The organism is Marinirhabdus gelatinilytica (assembly GCF_003353425.1).
Classification (GTDB): domain Bacteria; phylum Bacteroidota; class Bacteroidia; order Flavobacteriales; family Flavobacteriaceae; genus Marinirhabdus; species Marinirhabdus gelatinilytica.
In genome coordinates this window covers 226216-242438 of sequence record NZ_QRAO01000003.1, presented here as the reverse complement: position 1 = coordinate 242438, position 16223 = coordinate 226216, and the positions used below count along the sequence as shown (strand labels likewise).

At 40.2% G+C, this 16223-nt stretch carries 16 protein-coding genes; 5 read left to right on the top strand and 11 right to left on the bottom strand.

The features are described from left to right. Nucleotides 1-125: 125 nt before the first annotated feature. Entirely contained in the window at nt 126-2903 is a 2778-nt protein-coding gene (gene uvrA, locus C8D94_RS10165; RefSeq protein WP_115123835.1) for an excinuclease ABC subunit UvrA, read from the bottom strand. Between the two features lie 375 nt (nt 2904-3278). On the opposite strand from uvrA, the gene C8D94_RS10160 reads away from it, so the two are divergent. After that, nucleotides 3279-3863 carry an RNA polymerase sigma factor gene (locus C8D94_RS10160; RefSeq protein WP_115124040.1) on the top strand — a complete coding sequence of 195 codons (585 nt, stop codon included), beginning with the start codon at nt 3279-3281 and terminating at the stop codon, nt 3861-3863. A gap of 58 nt (nt 3864-3921) precedes the next feature. After that, nucleotides 3922-4074, top strand: coding sequence for a hypothetical protein (locus C8D94_RS15320; protein WP_170134757.1), 153 nt, complete (start codon nt 3922-3924; stop codon nt 4072-4074). A 59-nt stretch (nt 4075-4133) separates the two neighbouring features. Here C8D94_RS15320 and C8D94_RS10155 read toward each other — a convergent pair whose 3' ends face one another. Further along, a complete protein-coding gene (locus C8D94_RS10155) occupies nt 4134-4790 on the bottom strand; it encodes an endonuclease III domain-containing protein (protein ID WP_115123834.1) in 657 nt (218 codons plus the stop codon). A gap of 28 nt (nt 4791-4818) precedes the next feature. Here C8D94_RS10155 and bcp point away from each other — a divergent pair, with 28 nt between their 5' ends. Then, complete coding sequence (bcp, locus tag C8D94_RS10150; protein ID WP_115123833.1) at nt 4819-5277, top strand: thioredoxin-dependent thiol peroxidase; 459 nt, start codon at nt 4819-4821, stop codon at nt 5275-5277. Between the two features lie 53 nt (nt 5278-5330). Here the strand turns inward: bcp and C8D94_RS10145 are convergent, their stop codons facing one another. After that, nucleotides 5331-6794, bottom strand: coding sequence for a nucleotidyl transferase family protein (locus C8D94_RS10145; RefSeq protein ID WP_115123832.1), 1464 nt, complete (start codon nt 6792-6794; stop codon nt 5331-5333). An 80-nt stretch (nt 6795-6874) separates the two neighbouring features. Here C8D94_RS10145 and C8D94_RS10140 point away from each other — a divergent pair, with 80 nt between their 5' ends. Together C8D94_RS10140 and C8D94_RS10135 are read left to right on the top strand one after the other, a co-directional pair. Beyond that, nucleotides 6875-7651, top strand: coding sequence for an MBL fold metallo-hydrolase (locus C8D94_RS10140; RefSeq protein ID WP_115123831.1), 777 nt, complete (start codon nt 6875-6877; stop codon nt 7649-7651). Between the two features lie 25 nt (nt 7652-7676). Next, a complete protein-coding gene (locus C8D94_RS10135; protein ID WP_115123830.1) occupies nt 7677-8171 on the top strand; it encodes a hypothetical protein in 495 nt (164 codons plus the stop codon). A gap of 14 nt (nt 8172-8185) precedes the next feature. Here the strand turns inward: C8D94_RS10135 and C8D94_RS10130 are convergent, their stop codons facing one another. The 8 genes from C8D94_RS10130 to C8D94_RS10095 form a co-directional block, all read right to left on the bottom strand. After that, nucleotides 8186-8863, bottom strand: coding sequence for an alpha/beta hydrolase (locus C8D94_RS10130; protein WP_115123829.1), 678 nt, complete (start codon nt 8861-8863; stop codon nt 8186-8188). A 76-nt stretch (nt 8864-8939) separates the two neighbouring features. Then, nucleotides 8940-9284, bottom strand: coding sequence for a DUF4870 domain-containing protein (locus C8D94_RS10125; protein WP_115123828.1), 345 nt, complete (start codon nt 9282-9284; stop codon nt 8940-8942). 39 nt (nt 9285-9323) lie between these two features. Beyond that, nucleotides 9324-9644 (bottom strand): hypothetical protein, encoded by a 321-nt coding sequence (locus C8D94_RS10120; RefSeq protein ID WP_115123827.1) that lies wholly within the window; start codon nt 9642-9644, stop codon nt 9324-9326. Next, nucleotides 9637-10893, bottom strand: a complete 1257-nt coding sequence (locus tag C8D94_RS10115; protein WP_115123826.1) for a dihydroorotase — start codon at nt 10891-10893, stop codon at nt 9637-9639. The genes C8D94_RS10120 and C8D94_RS10115 overlap by 8 nt, the downstream gene beginning before the upstream one ends. A gap of 2 nt (nt 10894-10895) precedes the next feature. Continuing rightward, entirely contained in the window at nt 10896-12821 is a 1926-nt protein-coding gene (locus C8D94_RS10110) for a BatA domain-containing protein (protein WP_115123825.1), read from the bottom strand. Between the two features lie 46 nt (nt 12822-12867). Then, complete coding sequence (locus C8D94_RS10105; protein ID WP_115123824.1) at nt 12868-14064, bottom strand: sensor histidine kinase; 1197 nt, start codon at nt 14062-14064, stop codon at nt 12868-12870. Nucleotides 14065-14132: 68 nt separating this feature from the next. Then, nucleotides 14133-15338 (bottom strand): sensor histidine kinase, encoded by a 1206-nt coding sequence (locus C8D94_RS10100; protein ID WP_115123823.1) that lies wholly within the window; start codon nt 15336-15338, stop codon nt 14133-14135. Between the two features lie 105 nt (nt 15339-15443). After that, nucleotides 15444-16208: a TIGR02757 family protein gene (locus C8D94_RS10095; protein WP_115123822.1), complete on the bottom strand. Its 765-nt coding sequence runs from the start codon at nt 16206-16208 to the stop codon at nt 15444-15446. Nucleotides 16209-16223: the final 15 nt, after the last annotated feature.

Below are 16223 nucleotides of genomic sequence, written 5' to 3'. Positions count from 1 at the left end.
ATATTGTAGTATTAATTTTCTTTTTCTTGGACCAAAACCAGCTATATGAGCACTTCATTTTTTTGATCGTTTAACAAGAAACAATCATCGTGCCAAAAAAATTAAAGAGGGGTCACGATTAAGGGTTAATGAAGCTTTTCCCTTAAATACGGCGCTGTGATGGAGTCTTCACTATTTGCAACTTCTTCAGGCGGTCCCTGGGCTACAATGTGTCCACCTTTGTTACCACCACCAGGACCAAGGTCTATAATATGGTCTGCACATTTAATAAGGTCCAGATTGTGCTCTACTACAATTACAGTATGTCCATTATCCAATAAGGCGTAAAAAGAGGCCAGTAGTTTTTTGATATCGTGAAAATGGAGACCTGTGGTAGGTTCATCAAAAATGAAGAGTGCCTTATCTTTTGTGTTTCCTTTAATTAAAAAAGATGCCAATTTAATACGTTGTGCCTCACCGCCCGAAAGGGTAGAGGAGCTTTGACCCAACTGTACATAGCCCAAACCTACATCCTGTAGGGGCTGTAGCTTTTTGGTGATCTTGGTTTCGTCGTGCTGATTGAAGAAAGAGATGGCATCATCTATGGTCATTTGTAATACATCGTTAATGCTGGTATCGTGAAACTTTACTTCCAGAATTTCTTTTTTGAAACGCTTTCCGTTGCAGGTTTCGCATTCCAGATGTACATCGGCCATGAACTGCATCTCTATGGTTACCTCGCCCTCTCCGTTACAGGTTTCACATCGCCCGCCCGCGACATTAAAACTGAAATGTTTTGCCTTGTAACCACGTATGTCACTAAGTTTTTGTGTGGCAAAGAGATTTCGTATGTCATCATACGCCTTAATGTAGGTTACGGGGTTGCTTCGGCTGGAGCGCCCAATGGGGTTTTGGTCTATAAATTCAACATTTTTGATACTGCTGAAGCTTCCGTCCAGCGAGGTGAATTGTCCAGGCTTTTCGCCAAAACCGTTTATTTCGCGTTGTAACGCTGGGTATAATATTTTTTTTACGAGTGTACTCTTCCCACTTCCCGAAACACCCGTTACCGCAGTAAAAACACCCAATGGGAAGGTAGCGTCTACATTCTGTAGGTTGTTTTGTCGTGCTCCTTTGATAGTGATCACACTTTTTGAGGTGCGGCGTTTTGTGGGAACATCAATTTTTAATGTGCCGTTCAGGTAATTTGCCGTTAGGGAAGCGCCTTTTAAAATTTCTGTAAAAGTACCCGTGTTCACTATTTCACCACCAAAAGTTCCGGCCTCGGGACCAATATCGATAATCTCATCGGCAGCTTTCATGATATCCTCGTCGTGTTCGACGACGATTACGGTATTACCCAGATCGCGTAGTGATTTAAGTACTACTATCAATCGTTCGGTATCTTTTGGATGCAGGCCAATACTGGGCTCGTCCAAGATGTACATAGAGCCCACCAAACTACTCCCCAGCGAAGTGGCTAAATTAATTCGCTGGGATTCCCCGCCTGAGAGCGTATTGCTCTTTCGGTTAAGGGTGAGGTAGCTAAGGCCTACGTCCATTAAGAACGAAAGACGATTATTGATCTCCAGCAGCAACCTCTTAGCGATTTGCTGCTCGTACTGGTTTAGGATAAGTTCTTTAAAAAATACTGCCAATTCATCCAAAGGCTTGTTTACCAAATCCTGGATTGAAGTATTGTTTATTTTTACGTAACCAGCTTCTGGTCTCAATCTTTTACCGTGACAAGTACTGCACTTGGTCTTCCCTCGGTAGCGGGAGAGCATTACACGGTTCTGTATTTTGTAATTCTTCGATTCTAGGTACTTAAAGAAATCGTGCAGGCCTTCAAAATGCTTATTGCCGTCCCAAACCAATTGTTTTTGTTCTTCAGTGAGTTGGAACCAAGGTTTGTGTATAGGGAAATCGAACTTATAGGCGTTGTTCACCAGTTGGTCACGGTACCAGCCCATGCTGTCACCTCGCCAAGGGAAAATGGCATTGTCATAGATAGAAAGGGCTGTGTTTGGAACAACAAGGTCTTCGTCAATACCAATAACGTCTCCATAACCTTCGCAGGTTGGGCAAGCCCCGTACGGATTGTTAAAACTGAACAAATGTACATTGGGCTCTACAAATGTAAGCCCATCTGCCTCGAACCTATTGTTGAACTCTCGGGTGTTTCCCTCGTCAATATTTTCAATATAAAGTTCTCCTTTTCCTTCAAAGAATGCAATCTCTACGGCATCTGCGAGACGGTTGTAAAAGTCTTCGTCGTCTTTTGTGATTACACGATCTACGACCAATTGGATATCCTTCGGCAGGTTTTTCGATAATTCATCTATCCTAACAACCGTACCGTCTATTTTTACCCTTGCGTAGCCTTGTTGTGCCAGTGCTTGGATTTTGTTCTCCATGCTGCGCCCTTCTTCTAGTTGAATTGGAGCGAGAAGGAGGAGTTTTTTTCCTTCCGGAAATGTTTTAATGTGCTTTACAACATCGGTCACCGTATCTTTTTTTACCTCATTACCACTTACGGGCGAGTAGGTTCTACCTATTCTGGTGAAGAGCAGTTTGAGATAATCGTAGATTTCGGTAGAGGTGCCCACTGTAGAGCGGGTGTTGGTGGTGTTCACCTTTTGCTCAATTGCGATTGCTGGTGCGATTCCCTTAATAGAATCAACCTTTGGCTTGTCCAACCTTCCCAAAAATTGGCGCGCATAAGAAGAGAGACTTTCTACATAACGGCGTTGTCCCTCGGCATATAAAGTATCGAACGCCAAGCTTGATTTTCCACTACCTGAGAGCCCCGTGATCACTACCAATTTGTTCCTTGGTATGGCTACAGAAATATTCTTCAAATTGTGCAATTTTGCACCTTGAATAATGATGTTGTTTTTGGTGTCCAATGTTTGGTTGCTCAAGATAGAAAAGGCTTCTTTAGTGAATATCTTTCAAAAAATTGAATGCAAAGATACCATTTACACACTATCTTTTTTAGTACAATTGTCTGATTTTTACTAAGCCAAACAAATTTTTGGAGAAATTATTTTAAATTGTGAAAAGCTTAACAAAGTCACGGGTTGTGGGGTGTGGCTACTTGTATTTCTGCAAAAATTTATCATTATTTTAAGAAAAAACTCACAATATATTTGCATTTCACAATCCTTTGTTATTATATTTACCCCTAACAACGAGATTACTAAAAATTATTGCCTATAGCATATTACTACTTTTAAAAATTTTTTCAGACAGCTCATCAACCAAAAGCATAGTTGTTTAATTTAGAAAGTATTGATATGAAAAAAAGCATAATTACCGATGCATCTTTGGTAAGTGCGTACATGCAAGGCAATGAATCTGCACTGGGCGATCTAATCACCCGCCACAAACAAAGAATTTACAGTTTTATTTATTCCAAGGTTTTCGACCGCGATGTGGCCGAAGATATTTTTCAGGACACTTTTATTAAGGTTATCAGGACCCTTAAACGTGGGAAATATAACGAAGAAGGAAAGTTTTTGCCTTGGGTAATGCGCATTGCACACAATTTGGTGATAGACCATTTCAGGAAGAATAACCGAATGCCGAAGTTTGAGAACAAAGACGATTTCAATATTTTTTCGGTATTGAGCGATGGAAGCTTAAATGCTGAAAAACAGCTCATAAAGGGACAGGTGGAAAATGATGTAAGAAGGTTGATACAAGAGCTTCCCGAGGACCAAAAACAAGTGCTCGTTATGCGTATGTACAAGGATATGAGCTTTAAGGAAATTAGTGAGCAAACCGGTGTTAGCATCAATACAGCACTGGGAAGAATGCGTTATGCGCTCATTAATTTGCGCAAAGTAATTGATAAACATAACATTGTATTGACAAATTAACACAATAAACATTTTTATAGTACGTTATTAGGTAACATTAACCTCAAAATTACGTTCTATGCAAAAAATGTACTCCGAAACACCACGATCGGGACACGTGGGTAAAAATATGGTCCCTAAAGGAGAAACTATTAAGTTCCTTCTGGATTATTCGAAGGCTTTAAGTGTTATAGATTACCATAAATTGAAGTTTGAAGCACTTCTTAACTAAACTTTGGAAAAACCCTGGAAATTCACCACTTTCAGGGTTTTTTTTATTTCCATCAACTGCTATTTCTTCTTCTTGTAATACTCGTTCAAGACGGTTTTTCTACCAATAGTCTTCGTAATAATGTCCTTTTCCAAATCCCAGCCCCTTGCTGGAGAATATTGGCGACCATACCAAATTATCTGTAAATGCAGGTTATTCCATATTTCCTTAGGGAATAGCCTCTTAGCATCTTTTTCGGTCTGTACTACGTTTTTTCCGTTTGTTAGTCCCCAACGATACATCAATCTGTGTATGTGGGTGTCCACGGGAAACGCAGGAATTCCAAAAGCTTGCGAAACCACTACACTCGCAGTTTTATGGCCTACAGCAGGAAGTTCTTTAAGGGCTTCTAAGTCTTGGGGTACTTTTCCTTTATATTTTTCAATCAAGATTTTTGAAAGACCGTAAATGCCTTTACTTTTCATAGGTGAAAGTCCTACGGGTTTTATGATATCTCGTATTTCTTCTACCGAAAGTTTAACCATATCGTAGGGATTATCGGCTACTTCAAACAATAATGGTGTTATCTTGTTTACGCGAACATCTGTGCTTTGTGCCGATAGCAAGACGGCAATCAATAGGGTGTAAGGATCTTTGTGATCTAGTGGGATAGGAATCTCTGGATAGAGTTCATTTAACGTATCTATAACAAACTGTACCTTTTCTTGCTTGTTCATTTTCTCTATTTTTATGCAAAAATAAACTATGGATACTTTACAAGCAGGCGATACAGTGCCAAATTTTACTGTTAACGACGAAGCTGGCAATACCGTTTCGTTAAACGATTACAAAGGAAAAAAACTAGTGGTTTTCTTTTACCCAAAAGCCAGCACCCCTGGCTGTACTGCTGAAGCGTGCAACCTTCGAGACAATTACAAGCAACTTCAGGATGAAGGCTACCAACTTTTAGGTGTAAGTGCCGATAGTGAAAAAAGGCAATCCAATTTCAAAAAAAAGTACGACTTTCCGTTTCCGCTCTTGGCAGATGTAGATAAAGAAGTGATAAATGCCTTTGGCGTTTGGGGGCCTAAAAAATTTATGGGCCGTGAGTACGATGGAATACATCGTAAAACTTTTTTAGTGAATGAAGAAGGTGTCGTGGAACGTGTGATTGATAAAGTGAAAACAAAAGATCACGCTGCACAGATTTTAGAAGATAAATAGACAACGAAAAAATCCCGCTGCATGCGGGATTTTTATATTTTATTACAATAATCTTACTCTTTTAAGGTCTCAGCTTCGTTTGCGTATTGACAACTAAATAGTTGTTTTTCCTTTATAATTTCAGAAACTCCTTTGGGCAGCATATCCTCCCAACCGTCTTCATTGTCCTCAATTTTTTGGAGGACTTCTCTAGAGAAAATATTGAGGATATTCTCGTTAAAGTTTTTAATATCCACAACCTTGCCGTTGTATTTAAAGAACTTGTAGAGCTCCTTCATACGAGGGTGCACCTTTAGATTTTCGCTTGTGGTATATTCGCCCGTTTCTGGGTCTCGCATAGGGTATAGATATACCTTAAGGTCCTTAAAGAACAGTTTACCAAAGGCTTCCAAGATACCACCACTTAAGTGACGGTAGTATTTTTCATCAAAAATATCCACTAGATTGTTTACGCCCATGGCAAGCCCTAAGCGCATTTTGGTATATCGCGAAAAATATTCTACCAGTTTGTAATATTCTTGGAAATTGGAGATCATTACCGTGTGGCCCAATGAGCAGAGTAGTCGGGCACGGTCCATAAAGTCTTCTTCGTCAATTTCTCCCTCGGCACGCAGGTTGGAGAGGGTGATTTCGAAGATCACCTCGGTGCGATCTTTTTCAACCTTGTTTTCTTCTAGGAACATTTCGTACGACCTCTCATACATATCAATATTCACCTTTGTTACAGGGCGGAAACTTCCACGGAGCGCTAAGATGTTCTTTTTGTAGAGTATACGGGCGGGAAGTATGTTGTTCCCATCCGGGCCAAACATCACAGCATCGGTCATACCGTTTTTAATAAGCTGAAGGCTCATCAACCTATTATCCACATTATCGTCAAATTTGGGTCCCGAAAAATTAATGGTGTCAATCTCAATTTTGTCCTTGTCAATATGGTCATAAAGGTAGCGGAGTAATTTTCGGGGCTGGTCGTATTTATAATAAGCGCCATAAATTAAATTTACCCCTAATATTCCCAGCGTGATCTGTTGTGCCACGGCATCGTTCTCATGGAAACGTATGTGGAGAATAATTTCGCTATAGTCTTCTTCTGGTTTGGTTTGGTAGCGTATTCCCAGCCATCCGTGTCCTTTGTATTTTTTGGCAAAATCTATAGTTGCTACGGTGTTTGCATAGGCAAAGAACAATTTCTCAGGATGTTTTTCACGCACGATTCGTTCCTCAATAAGGTTCATTTCGTGGTTAAGCATTTTTTTGAGACGCGACTCCGTAACATACCTGGCATCTTCTTCTACGCCATAAATTGCATCACTAAAATCCTTATCGTAAGCAGACATAGTCTTGGCAATGGTACCAGAGGCTCCACCTGCCCTAAAGAAATTTCTAACGGTTTCCTGTCCGGCCCCAATCTCGGCAAAAGTACCATAGATGTTCTCGTTCAGGTTAATACGCAAGGCTTTACTTCTTATGGAAGGGATATTCTCAAATTCTTTATCCCCTTTAATCATATCTGGCATAATACACTATTTAAATGTGCTCTAACAAAGGTAACGAATAGGCAAGGCAAACTAAAAAAAATCCTGTTATTTTTGTCATAATGAAACATGAGCTCACCGTAACATTTTTGGGTACTGGAACTTCACAGGGAATACCTGTAATAGGCAGCTCGCACCCAGTATGTTTAAGTAACGATAGTAAGGATAAAAGATTGCGGGTCTCGGTAATGTTGGAGTGGGGCCCTCACCGGTATATTATAGATTGTGGGCCAGATTTCAGGCAGCAGATGTTACGGGAGGACGTACAAGAGATAGACGGTATCCTGTTAACCCACGAACATAGTGACCACACCGCAGGACTGGACGATATAAGACCGTTTTCTTTTCAGAAAGGACTTGTAGACTTTTATGCCCACGAGCGAGTTTTTAAGGCCTTGCACCAACGTTTCGGTTACATTTTTGAAACTGAAAATAAATACCCCGGTGCCCCTACCATTGCTGAACACAAAATAGACAAAAACTCAAATTTCCATATAGCTGAAACCCTGATTATACCAGTTGAAGCCCATCACGCATCTTTGCCGGTCCTAGGTTTCAGGATTGGAAACTTTACCTATTTGACCGATGTTAAAACAATAGCCGATACCGAAATTGAAAAAATAAAAAACACTGAAGTCCTCGTGCTGAACTGTCTTCGTGAAAAACCACACCATTCCCACCTAAATCTTGAAGAAGCACTGGCACTTGTAAAAAAAATAAACCCAGGAACAACCTATTTTACGCACATAAGCCATATGTTTGGCTTTCATAAAGAGATTGAAAAAAAATTACCTCCCAATATCCATTTGGCATACGATGGATTAAAAATTTCAGTTTAATACGTAACTATTTAAATTACCCGAGATGAAGAATAAAATATTTATGTACCTGTTTTTCTTTGCTGTGCTGTTTATCATATTTCAGTATATGAACGAGAAATCTATCTTTGAAAACCAGGAACGAAAGATCGAAAGCCTCACCCAAAAGCAAAAAGAGGCCGACTCTCTTGCAAACCTGCAGGAAGAGCGGATAGGGGAGCTCAATTATTTCAATTTAATGGGTAATGATGACGCTATGACCTATCTTGAACGTCTTGGCATGGAAGCGGCAGATGTACAAAACATGGTGAGGGACAAAATATTGGATATGAATGTAGCCCCAGGAGGGAACCCTTTAGTGCCTGTGGAAAGCATAGAAGGAACCATGCAGATCAATAAAATAAAATTCTTGAACCATCGCTGGATAATTGCCGAGTTTAGTGATGGGGACAATTGGGGCGAGGTGCTAATAGAATATTTCTTTGACCAGAACAATGAGCTTTCCATCGAGCGATTGGACGAGGTTTTATACGTGAATTAGCAATAGCCAAGCATTTACTTTTTATTGTTGGATCCTTCAGTTGTTTCCAACCATTCCTTGAATTCATAGAAATTTTGTGGTGCCACACCGTGTCCCACGGGAAATTCAGAGTATTTGCAGGGGATGTTTAACTTTTCCAAAAATGGTTTGGTTTTTTGCGCCCAAGAAACGGGTATCACTTGGTCTACACTTCCGTGCGAGCTATATATCTTTAAGTTACTGAAATCGTTGTTTTCATATCCTTTTTTTAAGATGCCTTCATTTACATAACCACTCAACCCTACAACCCGCTGTACTTTTTCGGGATAACTAAGCGCTATCGAAAAGCTAAGGATGGTTCCTTGGCTAAAGCCCAAAAGTGTTACGTTTTCTTCGGAAACTTTATACTTTTCGATAATTTCATCTATACATTTAACGACCAACTCCCGTGAAGCAATGGCCTGTTCGTCGTCGCTGAATTTTCCGTTGGCATCATCAAAATATATATTGTACCAAGCATTTCCGTAGGGTTGCATTGGGATAGGTGCTTTCAACGAAATAATGGTGTAGTGGGAGGGGAGTTCTGGTGCAAACGAAAACAAATCGTTTTCATCACTTCCAAAACCGTGTAGCATAATGATAACAGGTGATTTTTCTGAAGCACTATCAGCAAATTGTATGTTGTGTTCCAGTGAAAGAGTTTGTTTTTCCATAGAAAATAATGTGTAACATAAAAGAAGCCGCAAGTTACAAAACTGCGGCCTCAATAGGGAATGTTTGAATTAGTGTTTAACCAATATTTTTAAACCACTCTTGAAATTTTTCTCCTACAATGGGTACAGGTTTTCGCTCACCTTGCATTGCAGCGATAAGACCAATAACCACTAGAGCTATCATGCAGATATAGATAATCCAAGAAAGTAGGGGGATGTGCACTATAAACGAAAGTGCGGTATGGGCCAATGATAATGCAAACCACAAAATATAAATACCCAAACTTTGCCGGATATGGTATGCGGTAAAGCTATTTTTTTTGTCGTTGTTAATAATAAAGGCAATGATAAGACCAATTACGGTAACATACGCAATGATAGCCATAGTCTTGCCTTCTTCAACAGTTTGCTGCGTTTCCATACGCTATTTTTAGTAAAAATTTCACTAAAGGTATAAAATCTACCCTAAAAACGTGAACCACGTCTGAAACTTCTTACTAAAAAATGGAATACCCGCTTTTTTGCCCGAAATGGCCATTGTGAGAGAAAAACCCCATAATACTACAGCAGACCAGTATATAGTATCACCAATCAATAAATGAATGTTGAATTGCGTAACAATAGCAATGATAAGCAACAGCAACAAACCGAACATGTTCTTTATGTGCCAAGTAGCAAAGGCCTCTGGCTTATCCTTGTTCATAGAAACAGCAATAAAAAAACCGATAAAAGTGATATAGGCTATTATCGCTTTGGTTTTTCCTGCAGGAGCTTTACTCATTTAGAAATATTTTTTTGTTGTGAAAAATCCCGTACACGGTTCCCTTTAATGTTTTGCCCAACATAGCTGCATTTTTCGATGTAGATACTATATGTTCTTCTGAAAACTGAAAAGTACCCTCTGGGTTAAACAGTGTAAGATTGGCCTTGGAGCCTTCGGAAACAGGAGTGGTATGTATCCCGAAACGTTCCTTAAGACCGGTAAGTGCCTTTATGGAGGTTTCGGTATTTACAATTGCTTGCAGCGCGCCAAAACAGCTTTCCAGACCTATGCTGCCATAAGCGGCGTGGTCAAATTCAGTTTTCTTGTCCTCGATGGTGTGTGGGTCGTGGTTGCTGGTCACTCCATCTATAGTGCCGTCCTTCAACCCTTTAAGAAGCGATTTTATGTCTTTTTTTGTCCTTAAGGGCGGGAGTACTTTGAAATTGGTATCAAAATTTTCCAATTCGTCATCGGTTAGGCAAAGGTTGTTTATGGAAACACTACACGTTACGTCCAGACCTTTCTTTTTGGCTTCCTTTATAAGTTGAACCGATTTTTTGGTAGAAATGGTGGGGATGTGCAATTTTCCGCCGGTATACTCCAAGAGGTAGAGGTCCCTAGTAATCTGCAATTCTTCTGAAAGGGCAGGGATTCCCTTAAGCCCTAGTTTTGTGCTGTTTATTTCTTCGTTTACGAGACCTTTGCGTGCTATGGAAGGATCCATAGGGAAGGACTGTACCAACCCTTCAAAATTCTGGGTGTATTGTAGTGCTATTTTAAGGAGATTGGCATTCTCAATAGGCTTTTGGTAGTCGTAAAAGGATATGGCTCCTTCGGTTTTCATATCGAACAATTCTGCAAGATCTTCTCCTTTTGCTTGCATGGTTAGTGTCCCTACGGGATAAACCTCTACGACATTACCAGCTGTTTTTCCCTTTACGTACTGTATGCCAGACTTACTATCCAATACTGGTTGTGTGGCACCGTTTAGCGCAATGGCCGTAAAGCCAGATCTTGCTGCAGTTTTCAGTCCGTTTTCAATGGTTTCCCTGTCCTCGTAACCGGGCTCGCCAAAGCACACGCTACTATCAAACCATCCCTGTGAAATATGTAGGTTCTTTAGGACGATCTCCTTCGCTTTGGGTTCCGAAATGCTGGCCGCTATTTTTTTTATGATCCCCTTTTCAACCAAAACATCTCTTTTTTTGAGATGGTGTTTGCTCGTTGGGTCAACTATGGTCGCGTTTTTTAATAGTGTGGCACTCATACTTAAGTTTTGTAAAATTTCAGTACTAACATTTCAAGGATAAGGAACAATAGTGCAAAAATAGCAAACCATTTCCAGAAGCTGTTTATGCTGTTCTCTTCAAGTAGCGTATCGAACAATCCCTCGATACTGTTATAGGTTCTAGCGCCATCCCAGTTTAAGGCGTCCGCATATTGCAAGTTGCTCTCGACCCTGCCATAGTTGTAACTCACATCCTCGAGGTATTGGTCTTTGTTATGTATTTCGTAAACTCCCGCGCTGGTAGGCTCTTCGGTTGTGGTAATGAGCACATTGGTTGCCTTTGTTTGTTGCAGGGGTACAAAGCTACTCGTACTGTCCTTGAGGGTAAGGATCTCGTCCTGGATAAGCGTTACGGGAACCGCAAAGGTATTTGCTTGGCCTACGGTAAAGTACAATTGTGAAAGAGGTAAACTTTGTTGCGCCATATTGTACAGGGTAGGTACTATTAAAGGTGAATTCTTAAAATTGCTGTTCTCGCTGTTTATGGGAGCTACACAGGTGTATACGTTACCAGTCTGGGAAATAAAAGGGGTGCCATCCTCAAATTTCAATACGGAAGAGGCATTGGCAGCAAATTTATAGGCACTGTTCACTTTTGGGTACTGAAAGTTGACCACCTGCTTTTCAAAAACGTCCTTATAGAGAGGGTGGGCAAAGACAATCTGTGTGATTTTCTTTTCTTGTTCGTTATAATTTCCGAAACTTCCAGCACCAAGACTGCTCAACAAACCGTTATATTCTTCAAGCTGTCCATTTTTTGAGGGTATTACAAATAGGCTCCCTCCTTTGTCCACAAAGTCTGCCAATGCTGTCCTTAAAGAAGCTGGGACTGAAGTGATCTCGTTGAGGATGATGAAGTTTTGTTGGGTGAAACTGTTATAGTCTGTGTTCGTATCGGTTTGTGCTGTATAGTTGAATTCTGTGGTTTCAAAAATATGCTGCAAAAAAGTAGCGTTGGCCCCAGAGATGGAGAGCACCTTGATTTTTTTAGGGGTATTTATGCTGAAAAATAAACTGTTGTCATAGGTAAGGTTGGGATCCTCTATGGTTATCTTTCCTTTAAACGTCTGGGTCGCATCAATATCAAATGTGACAAAGCTTTCGTTTCTTTCTGAAAAGTCTACAGCAGCTTTTGCAATGAGCTCGTTCCCGTTGTACAAGGACACTGGTACCGAAATAGGAACCTCTCCCTGTGATGAAACCTGTACGGTAAGTTTGGAAATAGTACTGTTTCTCGATGCCACGAAAACCGAATCTATACTTATGTTATTTTGGTTTACTGGCTCCAGCTGTACCGCCTCTACTTTAATATCCTCAGGGATTTCAGGAAAAGCGCCAACACCCTGAAAATCCGAAACCCACAGTAAACGCTTGTTGGCTCCCTCACTCTTGGAAAATAGTTGGCCAGATTTTAATATAACATCTTCTGGGCGTAACTGGTTTGCGGTATGGTCTACATCCAGCAATTTGGCTTTAAAATCTTGTAGGCCTTCATCTTTATGTGTTTGTGAGTTGGTGAACCAGCTTATGGTCTCTGTACCATTGGCTTGGGCATACAGTTGTTGGATGGCCCGTTGCAACAATGGCCCATTGGGCCCTTTCGCTTGCATACTGAAACTGTTATCGAGATACACAACGGTCTCTTTTTGTGTGTTAAGGGCTGTTCTTGAAGCTGTGAAAGGTTGTGCAAAAGCCAAAATGATACAGGCCAATGCAAACAAGCGCAATACTAGTGTTAGCCACTTTTTAAGTTGGGAGCTCTTGCGGGTTTGTATGTTCACTTTTTTAAGAAAAGCTACATTGGTAAAATCTATCTTCTGAAACTTACGTAACTGAAAAAGATGGATAATAATAGGGATGAGCAGTAAAAATAGGGCGTAGAGAAGTTCTGGGTGTTTAAACTGCATGCTGTTATAAGATTGCCCAAAGATAAAAAATGGTTTGGATAAAATACTATTTAAGAATAGTAAAGGTAAAAGTAGTCCCTTTTTTTGGTTTGGACTCCAACGATATGGTGCCGCCAAGTTTTGTTACGAGATTCAAAACCGTTGCCAAACCTATACCAGAGCCTTTTTCACCGTGCCTGTCTTTATCCCCCACCGTTTTAAATAGTTGAAATATAACCTCTTGTTTCTCTTTGTCTATACCTATACCGTTGTCTTGTACGGTAAAGATGTAATGGGTTTCGTCCTGGGAGAAGGTTGTGCTTACGTGCGGCACTTCATTATGGTTATATTTTAGGGCGTTTCCTACCAAGTTCAAGAAAATTTGCAATAAGGCCGAACGGTTTACTTTTATGGTAACATCTTCGGTGGGATGCTTAAACTCTTCATTGTCTACAAAAAGTATGTCTTCAATTTCTTCGTAGATGGATAGGAGGGAGGTTTCCTTTCTGTTTTCAGCCAAGAGGTCATCACTTTTATAATAACCCAACATCCCATCAATGTATTTATTGAGTGTGAGCGAGGATTCTTCAATATAATCTAGATACTGTATCCCGGGTTCATCAAAAGAAAATTTGTACTCCTCCCTTAATAACTTGGCCAGTGAGGTGATGTTTCCCAAAGGGGATTTTAGGTCGTGCGATACCACTGCAGCAAAATTTTTCAGTTCTTCATTTCTTTTTTCCAATTGCTTCTTGTTGTTTTCTAGCAGAATGTTATTTCTGTGCAGTTCAAATAGCTTTACTACTTGTTGCGCCATGGCCACGATAATGGTTTTTTGTCTTTTTGAGACTGTTCTGGGTTTGGTGTCAAAAATACAGAGGGTGCCTAAGGGGTATCCATTTTTACTACGGAGGGGCGCTCCTGCATAAAATATGGCGTTATGTTCTTTTACCAAGGGGTTTTCGGCAAAGCGGGGATCCATCCTGGCATCTTCAACCACAAATATATCCTCGGGTTCTAATATAGCATGTCCACAGAAGGATATGGCTCTGGGAGACTCGTTAAAAGGTACACCGTAGTGTGATTTCAAAAAATTCCTGTCTGAGTCCAAGAGGGTTACAAGCGAGATTGGGGTGTCACAGATATTTGCGATAAGTTCTGTAATATCATCATATTCTTGCTCTGGAAGTGTGTCTAATAAACTATAGGATTTTACTTCTTTTAACCGTTCTGTTTCATTTTCAGGGTTTTGAGGGGAGATCATACGTGTTTGTAGGTTGCTATAAAACGATTTTGTAAATTAAAGAGCATTTCAAATATAGGGAATAGCTCTTATTTCTTAATGGAAAACTCAAAAGTTGTGCCCTTTTCTATTTCTGAAGCAACAGAAATCACTCCACCTAAATTATTGACCAATTTCTTCACGGTAGAAAGGCCTATGCCGCTGCCTTTTTGGCCGTTTCTGTCCAGATTGCCAACTACGGAAAACAGATTGAAGATGTCCTCCTGTTTATCCTTAGGAATGCCCACACCATTATCACTAACTTTGAAAAAGTACTGGTCAGACATTTGTGTAGCTTCAATATCGATTACAATTTTATCTTTATCACTGTATTTTAGGCTATTGCCAATAAGGTTCAAGAATATTTGCTCAAGAGCCGCTCTGTTGCAGTGCAGATCAAAATTTTCTTCCGGGAGGTTGATCTCGCAATCAATATTAATATTTAAAAGTTCGATTATTTCTTCCAATAGATGTTGGATATCGAAACTTTCCATATCGCCTTCAGCTAATTTGTCACTTTCGTAATGGTTCAAGAGGCCTGTTATATAGTCGCTAAGGGTAAAAGAGCTCTGTTTTAAGTAAGTAAGGTAGTCAACGGCCTTTTGGTCCAATTTAGAGGCATACTTAGCTTTTAGGATATCTGTAGTTACAATAATGTTGGCCAGGGGCATCTTCATGTCGTGGGAAACTACTCCTGCAAAGTTCTTTAGTTCGTTATTCCTTTTTTCAAGTTCAAGTTGTATGCCCTTTAAAACCGAGTTGGCCTTGTTCAACTCTATAAGTTTTACAATTTGTTTGGCCAATTTTTTTAGGCCATTCAACTGTTTTTCTGAGATTTTATTAGGTTTACTATCAATTACACACAGTGTTCCCAGCTTGTAACCATTTTTATCTATCAAACAGACCCCTGCATAAAATATCACTGGATCGTCCTCCAAGATGGCAAAGGGGTGATTTTTAAATTTTGGATGGTTTTTGGTATTGTTTACCACAAAGCTATCATCTGTATTTTCTACTGCATAACTACAAAAGGAGTTGGAGCGATCTGTACTACAAATATCCATCCCTTGTGTAGATTTGACCCAAACATCATTTTCTTCTACCAGCGATATCAAGGAAATGGGCATATCGGTAATATGTGTTGCGAGGTCGGTTATCTGGTCGTATTCTTCTTCTCTTTCAGTATAGAGTACGCCATATCCACGTAACGCAGCCAGTCTTTGTTCTTCATTATGTGGAAGTACAGGTGCAATCATGCATTAGGTTTTGTTATAGTGCCCAAAGATGAGCTATCTATCAACTAATATAGTGTATAATTATGATAGATTTAACGGCATGTGTGTATTATGTTAATAAATTACTTAAAAACGCTCAAAAACACCTAAGCCAAAAAGTGCAAAGTCATATTTAACGGGATCTTCGGGGTCAAATTTCCGAAGGCTCTTGTCCAATTCCGCCAAGGCTTTGCCGTCGTTCTGCTTTCTTTTCAAGATACCCAGTTTTCTTGCAACATTCCCACTGTGCACGTCCAACGGACAACTTAAGGCGCTTGGTGGGATTGATTGCCAAATCCCCAGGTCTACACCGGTGGTGTTCTCCCTAACCATCCATCTTAGGAACATATTTATTCTTTTGGCAGCCGAATTTTTTGAAGGGTCGCTTACATGTTTTTGGGTACGGGCAGGATGTGGAAGGCTAAAGAAATCTTTCTTGAAAGCCGAAATCGCCCCTTGCGTAGAAGTGGAGGTGCTGTATTTGCTGAAAATTGCCTCGAGCCCACCTTTTTCTGAATAGATATACCGGAGCGCTTTTATAAAATAGTGTAGATCTTCGCCGTTAAAGGTTCTATGCACAAAACTTGAAAGTGGTGCAAGGTCACTCTCTGAAGCATTCATCACATAGTCGTGGGGGGCGTTATCTAGCAAATGCATCAACTTTTTGCTATTGTTTAGGATACTCTTCCTGTTGCCCCAAGCGATTGTAGCGGTTAAAAACCCTGAAATCTCAATATCTTCCTTCTTATTATATTGGTGGGGAATCTGGATAGGATCACTTTCAATAAACTCTGGTGTATTGTACTGCAACACCTTGGCATCCAGAAATTCCTTGAGTTGTTTTTTGTTCATAGTACTCTTCACAAT